General features: G+C 63.0%; 16 protein-coding genes and 1 tRNA gene. 11 read left to right on the top strand and 6 right to left on the bottom strand.

Annotated features, from left to right (window positions below; translation table 11 throughout):
* Positions 1-5: 5 nt before the first annotated feature.
* On the bottom strand, positions 6-1,019 hold the full coding sequence (gene selD, locus BJY26_RS15095; protein ID WP_179429026.1) for a selenide, water dikinase SelD: 1,014 nt from the start codon (positions 1,017-1,019) through the stop codon (positions 6-8).
* Between the two features lie 74 nt (positions 1,020-1,093).
* Between selD and BJY26_RS15090 the strand changes: the two genes are divergently transcribed.
* The 3 genes from BJY26_RS15090 (at position 1,094) to selB (ending at position 4,351) form a co-directional block, all read left to right on the top strand.
* Positions 1,094-1,188 (top strand) — tRNA-Sec (locus BJY26_RS15090).
* Positions 1,189-1,223: 35 nt separating this feature from the next.
* Positions 1,224-2,543 (top strand): L-seryl-tRNA(Sec) selenium transferase, encoded by a 1,320-nt coding sequence (gene selA / locus BJY26_RS15085; RefSeq protein WP_179429025.1) that lies wholly within the window; start codon positions 1,224-1,226, stop codon positions 2,541-2,543.
* A gap of 2 nt (positions 2,544-2,545) precedes the next feature.
* Positions 2,546-4,351 carry a selenocysteine-specific translation elongation factor gene (gene selB / locus BJY26_RS15080; protein ID WP_179429024.1) on the top strand — a complete coding sequence of 602 codons (1,806 nt, stop codon included), beginning with the start codon at positions 2,546-2,548 and terminating at the stop codon, positions 4,349-4,351.
* Between the two features lie 23 nt (positions 4,352-4,374).
* Here the strand turns inward: selB and BJY26_RS15075 are convergent, their stop codons facing one another.
* Both BJY26_RS15075 and BJY26_RS15070 read right to left on the bottom strand, forming a co-directional pair.
* The gene (locus BJY26_RS15075; RefSeq protein ID WP_179429023.1) at positions 4,375-4,992 is read right to left on the bottom strand and encodes a PepSY domain-containing protein; all 618 of its coding nucleotides are present in this window, start codon (positions 4,990-4,992) and stop codon (positions 4,375-4,377) included.
* 113 nt (positions 4,993-5,105) lie between these two features.
* A complete protein-coding gene (locus BJY26_RS15070) occupies positions 5,106-5,861 on the bottom strand; it encodes a GAF and ANTAR domain-containing protein (RefSeq protein WP_237248781.1) in 756 nt (251 codons plus the stop codon).
* 232 nt (positions 5,862-6,093) lie between these two features.
* Here BJY26_RS15070 and BJY26_RS15065 point away from each other — a divergent pair, with 232 nt between their 5' ends.
* The 4 genes from BJY26_RS15065 (at position 6,094) to BJY26_RS15050 (ending at position 10,417) form a co-directional block, all read left to right on the top strand.
* Positions 6,094-6,942 (top strand): DUF1206 domain-containing protein, encoded by an 849-nt coding sequence (locus tag BJY26_RS15065; RefSeq protein ID WP_179429021.1) that lies wholly within the window; start codon positions 6,094-6,096, stop codon positions 6,940-6,942.
* Positions 6,943-7,212: 270 nt separating this feature from the next.
* Positions 7,213-9,351: a catalase gene (locus tag BJY26_RS15060; protein WP_179429020.1), complete on the top strand. Its 2,139-nt coding sequence runs from the start codon at positions 7,213-7,215 to the stop codon at positions 9,349-9,351.
* A gap of 39 nt (positions 9,352-9,390) precedes the next feature.
* Complete coding sequence (locus BJY26_RS15055) at positions 9,391-10,230, top strand: SDR family oxidoreductase (RefSeq protein WP_179429019.1); 840 nt, start codon at positions 9,391-9,393, stop codon at positions 10,228-10,230.
* A 31-nt stretch (positions 10,231-10,261) separates the two neighbouring features.
* Positions 10,262-10,417 (top strand): hypothetical protein, encoded by a 156-nt coding sequence (locus BJY26_RS15050; protein ID WP_179429018.1) that lies wholly within the window; start codon positions 10,262-10,264, stop codon positions 10,415-10,417.
* Between the two features lie 30 nt (positions 10,418-10,447).
* Here BJY26_RS15050 and BJY26_RS15045 read toward each other — a convergent pair whose 3' ends face one another.
* The gene (locus tag BJY26_RS15045) at positions 10,448-10,891 is read right to left on the bottom strand and encodes a Dps family protein (protein ID WP_179429017.1); all 444 of its coding nucleotides are present in this window, start codon (positions 10,889-10,891) and stop codon (positions 10,448-10,450) included.
* 230 nt (positions 10,892-11,121) lie between these two features.
* Between BJY26_RS15045 and BJY26_RS15040 the strand changes: the two genes are divergently transcribed.
* Positions 11,122-11,535, top strand: a complete 414-nt coding sequence (locus tag BJY26_RS15040) for a DUF4190 domain-containing protein (protein WP_179429016.1) — start codon at positions 11,122-11,124, stop codon at positions 11,533-11,535.
* Between the two features lie 115 nt (positions 11,536-11,650).
* Here BJY26_RS15040 and BJY26_RS15035 read toward each other — a convergent pair whose 3' ends face one another.
* Entirely contained in the window at positions 11,651-12,790 is a 1,140-nt protein-coding gene (locus BJY26_RS15035; protein WP_179429015.1) for a glutathione-independent formaldehyde dehydrogenase, read from the bottom strand.
* 18 nt (positions 12,791-12,808) lie between these two features.
* Positions 12,809-13,483 carry an HhH-GDP family DNA glycosylase gene (locus BJY26_RS15030; protein WP_179429014.1) on the bottom strand — a complete coding sequence of 225 codons (675 nt, stop codon included), beginning with the start codon at positions 13,481-13,483 and terminating at the stop codon, positions 12,809-12,811.
* Positions 13,484-13,666: 183 nt separating this feature from the next.
* Here BJY26_RS15030 and ligM point away from each other — a divergent pair, with 183 nt between their 5' ends.
* Genes ligM through BJY26_RS15015 form a run of 3 tightly spaced genes read left to right on the top strand, consistent with a single transcriptional unit; the run spans position 13,667 to position 16,558 of the window.
* Positions 13,667-15,073: a vanillate/3-O-methylgallate O-demethylase gene (gene ligM / locus BJY26_RS15025; protein ID WP_179429013.1), complete on the top strand. Its 1,407-nt coding sequence runs from the start codon at positions 13,667-13,669 to the stop codon at positions 15,071-15,073.
* 34 nt (positions 15,074-15,107) lie between these two features.
* Positions 15,108-15,971, top strand: a complete 864-nt coding sequence (locus tag BJY26_RS15020) for a methylenetetrahydrofolate reductase (protein ID WP_179429012.1) — start codon at positions 15,108-15,110, stop codon at positions 15,969-15,971.
* Positions 15,968-16,558: a PadR family transcriptional regulator gene (locus tag BJY26_RS15015; RefSeq protein ID WP_179429011.1), complete on the top strand. Its 591-nt coding sequence runs from the start codon at positions 15,968-15,970 to the stop codon at positions 16,556-16,558. The genes BJY26_RS15020 and BJY26_RS15015 overlap by 4 nt, the downstream gene beginning before the upstream one ends.
* Positions 16,559-16,587 lie beyond the last annotated feature (29 nt).

Genomic DNA, 16,587 nt, shown 5'->3' with positions numbered 1-16,587 from the left:
GGCTCTCAGCAAACCTCGATGCCCGTTCCGGCCACCGTATGCCCGATCACCGGATAGCCCGGCACCTCGCCGACGACGAGAAGCCCGCCGGAGGTCTGGGCATCGGACAACAGCAGCAGGTCGTCCTCGCGAATCACGCTACCGGCCCTCAGATGCGGACTGACCCAGTCTAAATTGCGACGGGTCCCGCCGGGTACGAAGCCGTCCCGTAATGCCTCCTCCGCCCCGGCGATGAGAGGGACTGACGCACGATCGACGACCGCGCCCACGCCGGACGCGCGGCACATCTTGTACAGATGGCCGAGCAAGCCGAAGCCGGTGACGTCCGTCGCGGCCCTCGCCCCGGCAGCCAAGGCCGCCCCGGCGGCATCCCGGTTGAGACGGACCATCGTGGCCACGGCCTCGTCGAACACGTCACCGGTCGACTTGTGCCGATTGTTGAGCAAACCCAAGCCGATAGGTTTCGTCAAGGTCAGCGGTAAGCCGGGCTCCGCGCAGTCATTGCGCAGCAGCCGGTCGGGGCGGGCCACGCCGGTCACTGCCATCCCGTACTTCGGTTCGGGATCGTCCACGGAATGTCCGCCAATGACGGGGCAGCCCGCTTCGGTGCCAATCGCCAAACCGCCGCGGAGAACTTCGGTCAACAGCTCCATCGGCAGTACATCGCGCGGCCAGCCGACCAAGTTGATGGCGACCACCGGATCGCCGCCCATGGCATAGATGTCCGACAGCGCATTTGCTGCGGCAATCCTGCCCCAGTCGTAGGCATCGTTGACGACCGGCGTGAAAAAGTCGGCGGTCGAGAGAACAGCGAGATCCGCACGGACCCGTACCGCAGCCGCGTCGTCACCGTCGTCGAGCCCGACGACCACTGTGTCGTCCGGCTGCCCGCTCAGTCCGCGAACCGCGTCCTCGAGCTCGCCCGGCGGTATCTTGCACGCACAGCCGCCGCCGTGCGCGTAGTCGGTAAGCCTGACGGCGGAGTGCAGATCGCCGGGTCGCTGAGTAGTCTCGCCCATGCCCCAACCCTAGCCCGATATCGCCCTGCGACAGCGAGGTCCGGGCATTGCGGCAGGCGTTGTACAGTGAGCGTGGAGGCGTCCGAGTCCTGGTGGGCTCCCCGGTCTTCAAAACCGGTGAGGCCGAGTATCTCGGCCTGGCGGGTTCGATTCCCGTCCGTCTCCGCCACACAGCGTCTGATAGATCGACGGCGAGGAGGACCCGTGGTCACCGACGATTCTCGGCGCCTCATCCCGCGTACCGATCGGCTCATGGAACTTCCGGCCGTCCGGCACGCACGACAGAGATTGAACGACCGCGTCGTGCGCTCGCTGATCCACACCGTCCAGTCCGAAGCGCGATCCGGCAGCTTGTCGCCCGGAGACGTCGAATCGGCAGTTGTGGCAGCTGTCGAATCCACCGGATCGCTGCAGCCGGTCCTCAACGCCACCGGAATCGTCGTGCACACCAATCTGGGCCGCGCCCCGTTGTCCAGCGGGGCCGTGAACGCTTTGATCGCGGCGAGCGGATATGTCGATGTGGAACTCGATTTGACGACCGGCCGCCGCTCGGGCCGGGGAGCGGCGGCACGCGCGGCGCTGCTGAACGCATGTCCGGCGGCCGAAGATGCGCTCGTCGTCAACAACGGCGCCGCAGCGCTCGTCTTGGCCACCACGGCTCTCGCCGGTGGCGCCGGCGTGGTGATCAGTCGCGGAGAACTGATCGAGATCGGAGCGGGCTTCCGGCTACCGGAACTGATCGAGTCCACCGGTGCGCGCTTGCACGAAGTGGGCACGACGAATCGTACCCACGTGGACGATTATGCCGAGGCGCTCGGCTCGAACGCCGGCTGTCTTTTGAAAGTACATCCGAGCAATTTCCGGATCACCGGATTCGCCGCGAGCGTCTCCGTGAGACAACTGCGACCCCTGGCGGATGCACACGGGGTGCCGCTGGTAGTGGACATCGGCAGCGGCCTCCTGGCGCCCGACCCCCGGTTGCCGGACGAGCCCGACTTCGCAAGTGTTCTCGATGCCGGAGCGGATATTGCAATAGCCAGCGGTGACAAGCTGCTCGGCGGCCCGCAGGCGGGCCTCATCCTCGGTACCCGGAAGGCGGTGTCCCGGCTGGCCCGCCACCCTCTGGCACGCGCACTGCGCGCCGACAAGCTCACACTTGCGGCGTTGGAGGCGACTGTCGTCGGACAATCGACTCCGACCGAACTGTCGCTCGCCGGTGACGCCGGCCGCCTACGGGTGCGCGCCGAACGCTTGGCCGCACCGGTGGGAGCCGAGGTGGTCGAGCACGACGGCCGCGTCGGGGGCGGTGGGGCGCCGGGGGTTCCGCTGGCGGGCCACGCGATCGCGTTACCGGAGTCGGTGGCGCCGTTCCTGCGAACGGGAAACCCCGCGGTGCTTCCACGGGTGCACGACGGGGTGTGTCTCGTCGATTTGCGCTGCATCCCCGAAAACGACGATGAACGTCTGGGAAACGCGATTGCGGCTGCTTTACACGAGCAAGCCGTCGGTTCCCGGGAAAGCTGACCATGTACGTCGTTGCCACGGCGGGGCACGTCGATCACGGCAAAAGCACGCTCGTGCGTGCCCTGACCGGGATAGAGCCCGATCGTTGGGCGGAGGAACACCGCCGGGGACTGACGATCGACGTGGGTTTCGCATGGATGCAGCTCCCCTCCGGACGCGAAGTGGCGTTCGTCGACGTCCCCGGACACGAGCGGTACCTCAGCAATGCGCTGGTCGGCCTGGGACCGGTTTCCGCCGTCTGCTTCGTCGTGGCGGCCGATGAAGGGTGGCAAGCCCAGTCGAGCGACCACCGTGACGTGATCGCCGCTTTGGGCATCGAACACGGGCTCATAGTGATCACGCGTACGGACCGGGCCCGCGAACGGGTCGATGATGTCCTCGCCCAGGCACGCGAGGAGCTTGCGGCGACGGGGCTGAACGGCGCACCCGCCGTGGCCGTTTCGGCGCTCGACGGTGCGGGCCTTGACGATTTACGCGCGACTTTTGACGGGGTGCTGGCCGGCATGCCGACGCCTGCCGCTTCGGGCCGAATTCGCCTGTGGATCGATAGATCGTTCAGCGTCCCCGGTTCGGGAACCGTCGTGACGGGTACTCTCGCGGCCGGAACGCTCAACCTGGGCGACAAGCTCCAGGTCGCCGGCGCGGACCCGCTGCGCCCGGTCGACGTTCGCGGATTGCAGAGCCGCAAGACGGCGCGGAGACGGGTCGGCCCCACCGAACGGGTGGCGATCAACCTCCGTGGCGTCTCCGCGAGCGAGATCCATCGTGGCGAGGTCCTCGTGACGCCCGGCGCATGGCCGGTAGTCGACAGCGTCGACATTCGACGAAGCAGCGGCCCGGCGCTGACGGCGGCACCCGCGCAGCTACTGGTCCACATTGGCACGGCGTCGGTGGCTTGCCGGTTACGTCCGTTCGACGACGACCACGGCCGGCTCACCCTCGACCGGAATCTTCCGCTGGAGTTTGGCGACCGTCTCGTATTGCGCCCGTCGTCGAGTCGGTCGGTGTTCGGTGGAGCCCGCATCGTCGATGTGGATCCGCCGCCGTTACTCCGGCGCGGCGCCGGTCGGCGCCGTGCGCTGACCCTGGCAACAATGCGGCCCGAAGGCGACGTTGCGACCGAAGTCGCCCGCCGCGGAATTGTGCAGCCTCGATACCTGCGCCGTCTCGGCGTCCTGTCCGACGAGGCCGGGCCGCCGGACGGCGTGACGGTCATCGGGGAGTGGTGGGTCGATTCACGCGCCCTCGACGGTTGGGTCGGCCGCCTGCGTACCGAAGTGGCAAACCTTGTCCAGCGGGACAAGCTCGCGGACGGGCTGTCCCACGGGGCCGCCCGACGGCTGCTGTCCGTGAGCGACGATTCCGTTCTGGACGCAGTCATCCGGGAAGCCGGCCTAGTCATGCACGACGGAAACATTCGGCCGCCCGGACAGCCGGGCGACCTCGGGCCGGCCGAAGCAGCGGTAGTCGAACTCGAGGACAGACTCGCGGCCGATCCGTTCACCGCCCCCGAAATGGGGGAGTTGGCGGAACTGGGCCTGGGACGACGCGAACTCGCGGCAGCCGAACGCCGGGGCCGTCTACTGCGTCTGTCGGAACACATTGTATTACTTCCGAACGCGCCGGCACTGGCGATGCGAACCCTTGCCGGTCTTGACCAGCCGTTCACGCTCAGCGAGGGCCGGCAAGCCCTGCACACGACCCGGCGGGTAGCCGTTCCGTTGTTCGAACACCTTGACGCGCGGGGGTGGACGCGGCGGATTGATGCAACACGACGCACCGTGGTGCGCGGCGGTGGGAGGCCGTGACGGAGACCGTCGAAGCGATCCGGTTAGCCGGCGTCCGGCCCCACTGTCACGACCGTGCCGTTTTTCGCGTTCACGACTGCCGTCATGCCGGTATCGCCGCCGAACCGAATTTCCCAGACGAGCGTCTGACCGCCATCCGTCGTGTCGATCTCCAGCGACGTCAGTTTGCCGACCTTCTTCGCCTGACTGACGGCTGTTCCGATCGCGCGCTTGAGCGGGATCTTGGCTGCATGCAGCTTCTTCACGTCGTCGTCGGGCGATTTGTCTTCGCGGCGGTGAATGACTTTGCTGCCGTCGGCCGTGATGGTGAAGTCGAACTGTTTGCCGCTCGGATCGGCGACCTCCGCCTCCCATACCTTCTTGCCGTGATCCTTGTCGCTTTCGAGGTTGAACACCTGTCCGCCGGCGACCGCGTGTTGAGCGGTGGCGATGGCGTCAAGGGCGGTACGCGTTTCGGGGGTGCGCGCACGGGACGCGGCGCCGGGGGCCGCGTGCGTTGCCAGGCCCTTTCCCTGCATGGCGCTCGTGGGCGTGGTCGTCGCACTGGAATTCGCTGAGCCGCCGCCACAAGCAGACATGGCCAACGCGGCCGCCACAAGCGTCGCGACGGTGAATTGACGGGCTGGGTTCGATGTGCGCAAATGCGACACCTCAATTAGTCAGATCAAGCTGAGTTGCCGTCGCCGCATATCTGGAACCAGGCTCGTTGTCGAGCTTAGCAGCGTCACCCGGGCGCGGCAATGCAAGCGATCGCTCAGATGCCTCCGCTCGCGCCGGCGTCGGTGACCCCGGCTATTTGGCCGGTCGTGGCCAGTTCTTCCGCCAGCACGTGCAGCTTCTTGTTGCTCGTGCTGCTGGAACGGACCAGCACGCGGAACGCTTGTCCGGCGCTCATCTTGTAGCGCTCCATCAAAATCCCCTTGGCTTGGCCGATCAGGTCCCGCGTCTCGATCGCTTGGCTGAGTTGCGCCGTCTTCTGAGTCTCTGCATACGCCACTGCAGCCTGTGCGGCGTACAGCAGTCCGATGCGCTCGGTTTCTTCGTCGAACGCGCCGGGGTCGCGTGCGAACAAGTTCAACGCGCCCAGGTTCTCGTCCTCGACCCAAAGCTGAAACGCGATCATGCTGCCGACGCCGAGCTCGTATGCTCGGCGGGCGAAGGTCGGCCACCGGGTTTCGCTGCGCATATCCGAAACGCGGACGATCGGATGATCGTAGACGGCTCGCAGGCACGGACCTTCATTCAGTTCGTTTTGTACCGCATCGATTTGGGAGGGCAATTCTCCCGAAGCCGCCCTCGACCCGCTTTTTTTCCGATTCAAAACAAAGCTGATCGATCCCGCATCGACGCCGGGGACCAGCTGGATGGCGCCGTCGACAATATCGACGAGAATCTGCTCGGGGTCGTCCTCTTGCTGCAGTGCCCTGGCGATTTCACTCAGTGCGTCCCACGTATCCTCGGTAGCCCCTACTCGCTGCAAATCGCCATCTGCTTCTCGTTCGTTGTCCAAGCTGCCCGCCTTATCGTCCCGATTGGTTCTCAGCATTCTAACGGTGAATTCTGGGTGCCGATCGGGAGCTTTGCCCTGACGATACTCCGGGCGGTGCCGTCGGCCGAACGGCAATCGCCGGTTGAGAGGCGCGCTAGTGCGGGCTAGAGTCAAGTAACCGTACGGCGTCGGGCGCCGGTGACGGCGAACGGCCGGCTCGAGGACTGGGAATTCGACTGATGAGCGATATGCTGTGACCTCATCACGGCACAGCGCCGATTCGATGGACGCCGCCGACCTTGCCGATGCGGCGAGCAATTCAAGGACGTTCGAAACGGTGGCGCGTGCCGCATTTGCGGTCAACGGTGTGCTGCACTTGCTCATCGGTTATGCAGCCATTCGGTTGGCGAGTGGCCATGGCGCGAAACCGAGCCAAGCCGGCGTCCTCACGGCCGTAGCCAATGAGCCGGGTGGGGCTTTTGCCCTGTGGGTCGCGGCGATCACGTTTGCTGCCCTCACAATTTGGCATGCGCTGGAACTGTGCTTTGGTCGCGGTTATCGCTCGACTTACCGGCGTGTCATGCAAAAAGGTAGCTCGGTCGGTCTCATCCTCATTTACGGCGCGCTGGCAATTGTGACGGTGCGATACGCTCTCGGCGGGACGAACAGCCACAAGAGCAATGCTCGAAAATCGGATTTGAGCGTCGAGTTGATGCAAACGCTCGCCGGTCGGCTTTTTCTTGCGGCCGTCGGAGCGACGATCTTCGGAATCGGCGTGTTTTTCGTCGTCAAGGGTCTGCGTCGAGCCCACCGCAAGAATTTGAAACGCACGTCCGGATTTTTTGGGCGGACGGCAGTCGTGCTCGGCATGATCGGCTATATCGCCAAAGGATTGGTGATCTGCTCGGCGGGCATGCTCGTCGGCTATTCGACAATCACTTTCGAACCGGCGAAGGCCGAAGGGATCAGTACCGTGTTCCGGACCATCCAGGGCCAGCCAACCGGTCCGGCCGGACTCGTCGCCGCCGGACTCGGCCTGGCGAGCTACGGTTTGTACCTGGGGTGTCGAGCGAGGTTCGGCACCATGCCGAACGACTACTGACGCCGTAGCCGGCGGGGGACTGCTGCACTTGGCTGTACGGCGACGGGGGCTGCGGAAATTGGGATCTGCACACCGGGCCGCCGACGTATTGTGAGGCGGGAACCGTTGCGGCTATAGTGTGGAGCACCATAGCCTGCCGACCGCCCGCTCGGGATTTTTCGACACGCAATGGTTGCGGCTCTCAAAGCCGCGCGTCGAGCAGTGGCGCTGAGAAATCGACACAGCACGTGTCCGTTCGCAGCGCGTTCTTGCTGCTCGAGGAGGACCACCATGTCCACTGACAAACCCGTTCCCGGCGCTCCGTCATCGGTGACTCCGCAGATTGCCGAACCGACGAAGCCGCACCCGGCACCGTCGCCGAAAGCCGACCAGCAGGGGCCGAAAAGGGTTTCACCGACCGGCCGGCCGTCGGCGGCAGCGGACGCAGATTCCCAAACCGGCGAGTATCTGACAACGGCGCAAGGCCTACGTTTGCACGACACCGACCATTCGCTGAAGGCCGGAGACCGCGGCCCGACGCTACTGCAGGACCACCATCTTCGTGAGAAGATCACGCACTTCGATCACGAGCGCATTCCCGAACGCGTCGTGCACGCGCGTGGTGCCGGAGCTCATGGAACGTTTCGGTCCTACGGCACGGCCGCGGGCCTGACCAGCGCGTCATTCTTGTCGAGTGAGGTCGAGACTCCCGTGTTCGTCAGGTTCTCGACGGTGGTGGGTTCACGCGGATCTGCCGACGCGGTTCGCGACACGCGCGGATTTGCGACGAAGTTTTATACCGACGAGGGCACCTTCGACCTGGTCGGAAACAACATTCCCGTCTTCTTCATACAGGACGGGATCAAATTCCCGGACGTCGTGCACGCCGCCAAACCGCACCCGGACCGGGAGATTCCGCAAGCACAGAGCGCGCACGACACGTTCTGGGATTTCGTCTCACTGCACACGGAAGCCCAAGCGCACACGATGTGGTTCATGGCCGATCGGGGGATTCCACGCTCGTTCCGGATGATGGAGGGATTTGGAATTCACACCTTCCGGATGATCAATGCGGACGGCGAAACGTCATTGGTGAAATTTCACTGGAAACCGCGGCTCGGCGTCCACTCCTTGGTGTGGGAGGAAGCTCAAATCATCAACGGCGTCGATCCCGACTTCCACCGTCGAGATCTAGCGGACTCGATCGAAGCGGGCGCTTATCCTCAGTGGGAACTCGGCGTGCAAGTCTTTCCCGATACCGGCGACTCGACATTCGAAGGGATCGATTTGCTGGATCCCACGAAATTCGTCCCCGAGGAATTGGCTCCGGTACGCCCGTGCGGGCTGATGACGCTGCATGCCAATCCGCGCAACTATTTCGAGGAGACCGAACAAGTCGCCTTCCACCCGGGGCACCTGGTGCCCGGCATCGACGTGTCGGACGACCCATTGCTGCAGGCTCGGCTCTTTTCGTATCTGGACACTCAGATCACCCGTCTCGGCGGCCCGAACTTTGCGCAAATCCCGATCAACAGGCCGCACGCCCCCGTCAACGACATGCTCCGAGACGGAATGCATCAGGTTGCCGATCACACAGGTGTCGCGCCCTACCGGCCGAACAGTCTGGACGCGGGGTGCCCGTTCCAAGCGGGCGCCGAGTCAGCGGCATTCATCGACATCCCGCAGCCGGTACCCGAGAGTGCAAAGGTACGGAAGGCCCCGGAGTCGTTTGCCGATCATTTCAGCCAAGCAGCGCTCTTCTACCGGAGCCTTTCCGCAATTGAACAACGGCACGTCATCGAGGCGTACACGTTCGAACTCGGTAAATGCTATGAAGAACCGGTGCGGATTCGTCAATTGGAATCATTGGCGAACATCGACCGTGACCTGTGCGAAGCCGTTGCCGGCGGCCTGGGGCTTTCGGCTCCCGAGGCCGAACAGCCGGTCGGCGCAACTGACCGGTACCCATCGGTGTCGCAAGTCGGACAAACGTGGCCGGTCGACGGACGCATCATCGGCCTCGTCATCGACGAGAACAGCGATATCGAATCCGTCATAAGCGCTCGAGACGAAATAGTTCGATTGGGGATGCAGGCCCTCATCGTCGCGCCCACCGCAGGAAAGGCCGCGGGGTCGGACATTCCGGTGCAGCGCTCGTATCTGACGGCTCGGTCCACCGAGTTCGATGCGGTCATCCTTGCCGCCGAGACCGTCGGCGTGGCGAGCGACAAGCGGCTCAGCGTCCTGGTGGACGAAGCGTATCGGCACCTGAAACCCATCGGAGGGTGGGGATCGGTGGCGGCAATCCTCGAGAGCGTCGGCATCGATGACGGTGCCGCCGGCGTCATACTCGACGAGCCTCGGACGACGATCGCGCAAATCGTCGACCTGTTGTCCGGTCATCGCGTGTGGTCTCGGGCCGGCGCGTGAACAAGAACTGAAGCCAACCGCACAGGAAGGAGCGCGACGATGGGCAAGCCGGCTCAACAGCAAGATGTACCGGGTATCCAATCAGCGATGACGCCCGTGCCGGACTGCGGCGAGGAGAGCTACACAGGCTCCGGCAGGCTGCAAGGGAAAAAGGCAGTCATCACCGGAGCGGACAGCGGTATCGGACGCGCCGTCGCGATTGCCTACGCTCGAGAAGGCGCCGACGTGGTGATCAGCTATTTGAACGAGCATTCGGACGCCCGGGAAACCGCGCGCTACGTCGAAGAAGCCGGACGACGAGCCGTCCTGATACCGGGGGACTTATCGGAGTCGCAGCATTGCCGCGACGTCATCGATCGCGCGGTGGACGAATTCGGCACCGTTGACATCCTCGTCAACAATGCGGCATTCCAAATGAACCATGAAACCATCGAAGAAATCTCCGATGAGGAATGGGATTACACGTTCGGGCTCAATATTTCGGCGATGTTCCGCCTGACGAAAGCGGTGCTGCCGCACATGGGGCCGGGGTCGACGATCATCGCGAGTTCCTCGGTCAATTCCGATATGCCCCGTCCGAACCTGGCGCCGTACGCCGCGACGAAAGCGGCGATAGCCAACTTCGCGGCAAGTTTGGCCCAACTACTCGGGGACAGGGGGATACGAGTCAACAGCGTCGCGCCCGGGCCGATTTGGACGCCGCTGATTCCCTCGACGTTTCCGCCGGAGGCTATCGAAAAATTTGGCGACAACTCGCCGCTCGGCCGGGCCGGGCAGCCCGCCGAGCTTGCGCCCGTCTACGTCATGCTCGCAACCGACGAGGCGAGCTACGTCTCGGGCGCCCGAGTTGCCGTCACGGGCGGAAAGCCAATGCTGTGATATCTCACCGTCAGTCGACCATGGAGATGCGATGACAGGCGAAAAAGAAACGTCGATTTCCGGCATTGAACCGGACGAAGTCATCGACGAACTCGATCTCGATGAAGAAGAGGCGTCGCAAATTTACAGCGAGCTGGATCCACAATTCCCATCGACGGAAGTCAATGACGAGTATGGCGAATCCTAGGCCGGCGAAACGCCCCGCCTTCAGGCGACGCTAGCGATTTTCGACTCTGACCATCCACGAATGCTGCTCCAGAATATGGATCACCTCGTGCAATAGATCGGCGGTCGTCGGATCTTCCTCGTCTACTTGATCATGCACCTGCCGAATGGTGTCGACTGTCGCATCCAGCCTCTCCGTGATCAGATCGACGGTCTCGGCAGTTTGTACCTCGCCCTTGGGGTATTGCGGCAAGGTCGTGGCAGACGAGACGGTTTGGCTCGTGCCATCCGGAATGCTGTGCAAAGCACGCATCCGTTCGGCGATCGTGTCGGCGAAACCCCGGGCTGAGGCGATGATCTCGTCCAGCTGCAGATGCAGATCTCGGAAATTCTTACCGATCACGTTCCAGTGCGCCTGTTTGCCTTGAATATGGAGTTCGATCAAGTCCACGAGAACTTTCTGCAAGTTCTCGGCTAATGTATCGCTCGCCTTCATAAGACTGTCCTTACGTCGTTCGTGTATTCATCCACGAAGTTGTGATTGGCAGCCGATTGCTTGACTGATCTTCACAATAGTTCCGCCGCGGACGACAGACAACCGGACGAAGAGGTGCATTGCGGGTCGGCTCGGTTCGATTTACGGTGGAAAGAGGTAAAGCAGTTGCCTGCAGAAGCCGCCGGAGCACTGAAACGCACATGCGCCGGTTGTATCGAAAGGTGACGACGATGACGAACGAGTCAAACCACTTTGCCGAACATCGAGCACAGCCATCGAGGAACAACGCAGTGTCCGACGATGCGGCACGGCCCCACTATTCTCGCGGCGGCGCGACCGTGGGCGACGTCAAGACAAGTGTCGCTGCCGCATTCTCATTGGTACTCGGCGTCGTGGCTCTGTGCGCTGTGTTAGCCGTCGTGCTGTCGCCGGTGGCCGTCGTCCTGGGAATCGTCGGCATCATCATGGCGGTGATCGGCATGCGCAAGGCGAGACATTTCGGCCTGGCCGGTCACGGCATCGCCGTGACCGGTCTCGTCCTGTCCATCATCGCGTTGGTGCTGGCAATCCTCGAAATCATCGGGGTCGCCACATTCATCAACATGCCGGGATGGACAAATTGGATCCCTCAGATGAATTCCTGACGCCGAATCCCGGAGACGGGGCCCTCTAGCTGCCTGGCGTCGCGATCCAGGCCCGAACGCCCGTCGTCGAGTGACGTTAAGCAGCCAGCGGCTCGGCGGCGGGTCCGCCCCGCGCTCACTGTTCGTGTGGCTTGAGCACGACTTTCGAATATCCGTCTTCGCGGTTGTCGAAGCGTCGGTACGCGTCAGAGGCATCGGCGAGCGGTAGCGTTTGACTGACGACGAATGACGGCTTTGCGCGTTCGGCGACGATCAGGTCGCGAAGCTGTCGGTTATAGGCTTTGACATCGGCCTGGCCCGTGCCGATTTTTTGACCTTTTTCAAAGAAGCGGCCGATCTTGAAGAGCAGTTCGCCGTGTGCGGAATGCTCGTCCGGCGCGCCGGGGTCTTCCGGTAGGTATAGCCCGACAACGCCAATGCGTCCCGTCGGGCGAACCACGTCGACAAGGGTGTTCAGAACGGTGGCCGGCTGCTCTTCACCACTCGCGGCCGTTGCCTGGTACCCGACGGCATCTATTCCCGTATCCGTCCCGCTGCCGTCCGTCGCATGCGTAATCTGTTCGACGGGGTCGTCATTGCTGAAGTCCACGGCAATCGCTCCGATGGATTCGGCCAGCTGCAATCTCGATTTGATCTTGTCGACAACGAAGACCCGGGAGGCGCCCTTGATGACGGCGGAGTATGCGGCCATCAGTCCGACGGGTCCGGCGCCCATCACTGTGACGGTTTCACCCGGTGCGACTTGCGCAAGAGTCGTGGCGTGATATCCGGTTGGGAATATGTCGGCAAGCATCGCAAAATCGTCTTCAAAATCGTCACCGGCGGGTAGTTGCAGACAATTGAAGTCGGCAAACGGAACTCTGAGAAATTCTGCCTGTCCGCCCGAATACGGACCCATCGCTGCATAGCCGTAGGCACCGCCGGCAAATCCTGGATTGACGGTGAGGCAAAAAGCGGTCTTGCCGGCGAGACAGTTGCGGCAAAAGCCGCACGCGACATTGAAAGGGACCGATACGCGGTCGCCCTTTTTCAAGCGAGCTACGCCGGACCCCACATCGACGACAGTGCCCATATTCTCGTGGCCGAAAACGGTACCGGTGTCGACCCCGGTGCGTCCTTCGTACATGTGCAGATCGGAGCCACAGATTGCAGACGAGGAGACCTTGATGATGACATCCGTCGGATCCTCGATGTTCGGATCGTCGACGTCTTCGACGCTCACCTCATAGGGTTCGTGATAAACGACAGCTTTCATTGTTATTCGCCCTTCCTATTAATCGGTCTTGTCAGACTGGTTCGCGCCGCGACTGCGGGATTTCACGGCCGAGGCAATGTCCGGATCCAGGGCGACTCGGACGCACCCGGCGGCGAGTCGCGGGAGGTCTGAAGCTTCGACCAGACGCGCAAGATCTTCAGCGCTCGTCGGCAGCTGGAGCCTGTTCGCGCCCTCGTGTACTTTCTTGTCGATAAACGGCTGGACGTCGGGCCATACTCCTTGCACTTCTCGACAGAAGATGTGGGCACCCGTCGGGCCGATACCTGGAAAAATCCGGAGACGTTTGGCCAAGTCGGTCGCCGAGGCCGATGCCGAACGGAGTTTGCGCAGGTCTCCCGAATATTCGTCGAGCAACTTCTCGGCGCCGTCGCCCAGCTGAGTGCTGGTGCGCTCGTCGTAGCGACGATAGTGTCCTTCGCCCAGCGCATCCACCCGCTGCTGCCATGTTGCCGCCGCCATTTTCGCCGGGGTGCGGAATCCCGCTTTGAACAGCGCACGCGCCGCCGAGACTGCAATATCGGAACTGATCCGTGCCGACAACAAATGCGAGAGGACGAGCAGTTGGTACAACGGAGCCGGCGTGTTCTTCAAGCGAATTCCGGCATCGTGCGCGTACGTCGAACCGTATTCCGCGAGCAACGTCGCGGCCGTGGCGGACTGCGTTTTAGTCATGCGTACTTTCCTTCAGAGAACGAAAGCCGCTGCTTGACTCGTGCCATGACGCTACGCTGCCGGGAAGGTGGTCGTCAAAGGTCGACGATGACTCGAATCCCGTCGACATTCACTATGGAGATAGTTATTGTGACAGTGATGAGGATCACAATGGACGTGAAGCGACCGCGGAAGGGACAGCCAATGCCGGCACGAAGCCTCGAAGAGCTCCTCCAGCAGACCGATAGCACCGTCGCGATGCTGCGCAACTCTCAACTCGGAGCCTATGTCTATCCGGTCGTGGCGCCGGAATTTTCCAACTGGCGCACGGAACAGCTCGCCTGGCAGCAAACTGCGGTACTTTACGACCAGACCCACCACATGGACAGTCTTGTGGTGACGGGGCCGGATGCTCGCAAGCTGTTTTCCGACACGGCCATCAACAGTCTCGAGAACTTTCCGGTCAACAAGGCCAAACAGTACGTGCCGACCACCCCGGCCGGTCACGTGATCGGTGACGGCATCCTCTTTCACCACGGCGATGACGAATACGTCTACGTGGGACGTTCCCCGGCCGTCAACTGGCTGCTTTTCCATGCTGAAACCGGTGGCTACAACGTGCACGTCGAACTCGACCGCCGCTCACCCTCCCGCCCGATGGGACGGCCGGTCACCCGAAAATTCTGGCGTTTCCAGATCCAGGGGCCGAACGCATGGGCAATCATCGAAAAGCTGAACGGCAAACCGCTGGAGAAGCTGAAGTTCTTTACCATGGGCACGATGAACGTCGGCGCTCGTGAAGTTCGCACGTTGCGGCACGGGATGGCCGGCGCTCCGGGCGTTGAAATTTGGGGGCCGTACGAGTCCTACGACGACGTCCGAGATGAAATTATCGAGCAGGGCGCTGAATTCGGTCTCCTGCCGGTCGGTGCGCGGGCGTATCCGTCCAATACCCTCGAATCCGGCTGGATCCCCTCGCCGTTGCCGGCCATCTACACCGGTGACGAGCTGCTGTCATACCGGCAGTGGCTCGGCGCGGACAGCTATGAGGCAACGAATGCCGTTGCGGGCAGTTTCGTCTCGGACAACATCGCCGATTACTACCTGAATCCATGGGAACTCGGATATGGGGCGTTCGTGAAATTCGACCACGATTTCATCGGCCGCGACGCCTTGGAACAAATCGACCCCGCCGCGCAGCGCCGCAAGGTCACTCTGGCCTGGAATGCCGACGATCTCGGCCGGATCCTGACGTCGGTACTCGATACGGGCCGGCTTCCGTACAAATATTTCGACTTGCCGCTGGCAAATTACGGGTCATCGAATTACGACACGGTCCTTGACGGCGACGGCAATGTCGTCGGCCTTTCCATGTTCACGGGATACAGTGCCAACGAACGTCGCGGACTCTCCTTGGCCACCATCGACCCGTCCATCCCCGACGGGGCGGAGCTGACGGTCGTGTGGGGCGAGCCGGACGGCGGCACCGGAAAGCCGACAGTGGAAAAGCACCGCCAGACCACCGTGCGAGCCGTCGTGAGTCCTGCGCCGTACTCCGCCGTGGCCCGCGAGCACTACCGGTCGGGGTGGCGCACCGGCTACAAGGACTAGGACGACTGGCTCGAGAACGACGGGATGTGCGGTCATGACAAATGCGGACGACGCGATCAGTGTTGCGGAATTGCTTGAGGACTATTCGCTCGAGATGACCGGCAAGGACGTGCCGGGGCTGATAGAGGCGCACGAGTCGATTCCGCCGGGCACGCGCGTCAACGTGACATTTCTGGGCAATGAGGACATGCCGATGCGCGTGTCCGCGGCCGCGGCCGTCCGTTCGTTCCGCTTGACGCCCGTTCCGCACATCTCGGCACGCCGACTCGAATCCGAAGCCGAATTGCGGAAGTTCCTCGACTCCCTCGTCGAGCGTGCGGCGGTGGACAGCGTGCTGGTCGTCGGTGGCGACCCTGCAACGCCGGCGGGGCCGTACGCCGATTCGCTGGCGGTCATCCGGTCGGGCGTCCTGGCCGAGTACGGCATCACCAAGGTCGGAATCGGCGGGTACCCGGAAGGGCACCCCGATATTCGCGACGAGGCGCTGTGGCAGGCCTTGACCGATAAAGCCAGGGCAGTGGCGGACGTCGGGCACGAAGTCTCGGTGATTACCCAGTTCGGATTCGACACGGGGCGCGTCATCGAATGGGTCGCCGGTGTGCGGGCGAGGGGGATTGACGCCACTCTCCGGATCGGTGTTCCCGGTCCCGCCGGAATCAGGCGGCTACTGTCGTACGCCAAACGGTTCGGAGTGGCTTCCAGCGCCGGCATCGCGCGCAAATACGGCTTTTCGCTGACGAACCTGTTGGGCACGGCCGGTCCCGATCACTTCGTCCGCGACCTTGCCGCGGAGCTCCCTCCGGCTGAACGGGAAAAGGTCCGCCTGCATTTTTACACGTTTGGCGGGCTTGCCCGCACCGCCGATTGGATTGCCGAATTCGGGGCATCCGAACCGTGAGTCTGCGTTATGCCATATTGGCGCTCCTCAGCGTTGAACCGATGACCGGGTACGACTTGCGTGGCCGTTTCGAATCCTCGGTCGGCCACGTCTGGCATGCCCCCGATTCGCAGATTTACCCCGAGCTTCGCAAGATGGAATCGGCCGGACTTCTGATCAGTTCTTCGGTGGCGCGCGGTGAACGCGGGCAAAAGCGTTGGTACCGGATCACGGACGACGGGGCTGCAGAGTTCCGGCGCTGGATGAACGAGCCGCCGGACTACCGGCGCGTGCGCGATCCGGCGCATTTGAAGGCCAGCTATCTCGAATGGGCCGAGCCGGACTCCGCGCGGGAGTTCTTCCGGGCACATATCGACCATTTCACCGGTGAGCTGCAGCAGTGGCGCGAGCAGGCCCGGCAGATCGAGAATAACGAATCGGACATGCTGAACAGCCGTCTCGCGGTCACTCCGGTTTCTCGGCGCCGTCGTACTATCGCGTTCAAACAGCACACGTACGCCGGTCTCATCGCCAGAGCCGAGCAAGAGATCGGATGGGCTCGTCGGGGACTCGAGTTGATCGACGATTTGGACGGCGCCGAAGGGTAGGTCGCCGCTGCGCCGGGATCGACTATCGG

It is taken from the genome of Spelaeicoccus albus (genome assembly GCF_013409065.1).
Classification (GTDB): domain Bacteria; phylum Actinomycetota; class Actinomycetes; order Actinomycetales; family Brevibacteriaceae; genus Spelaeicoccus; species Spelaeicoccus albus.
Note: the sequence above shows the minus strand (reverse complement) of the source record. Positions and strands in the feature narration are given on the sequence as shown.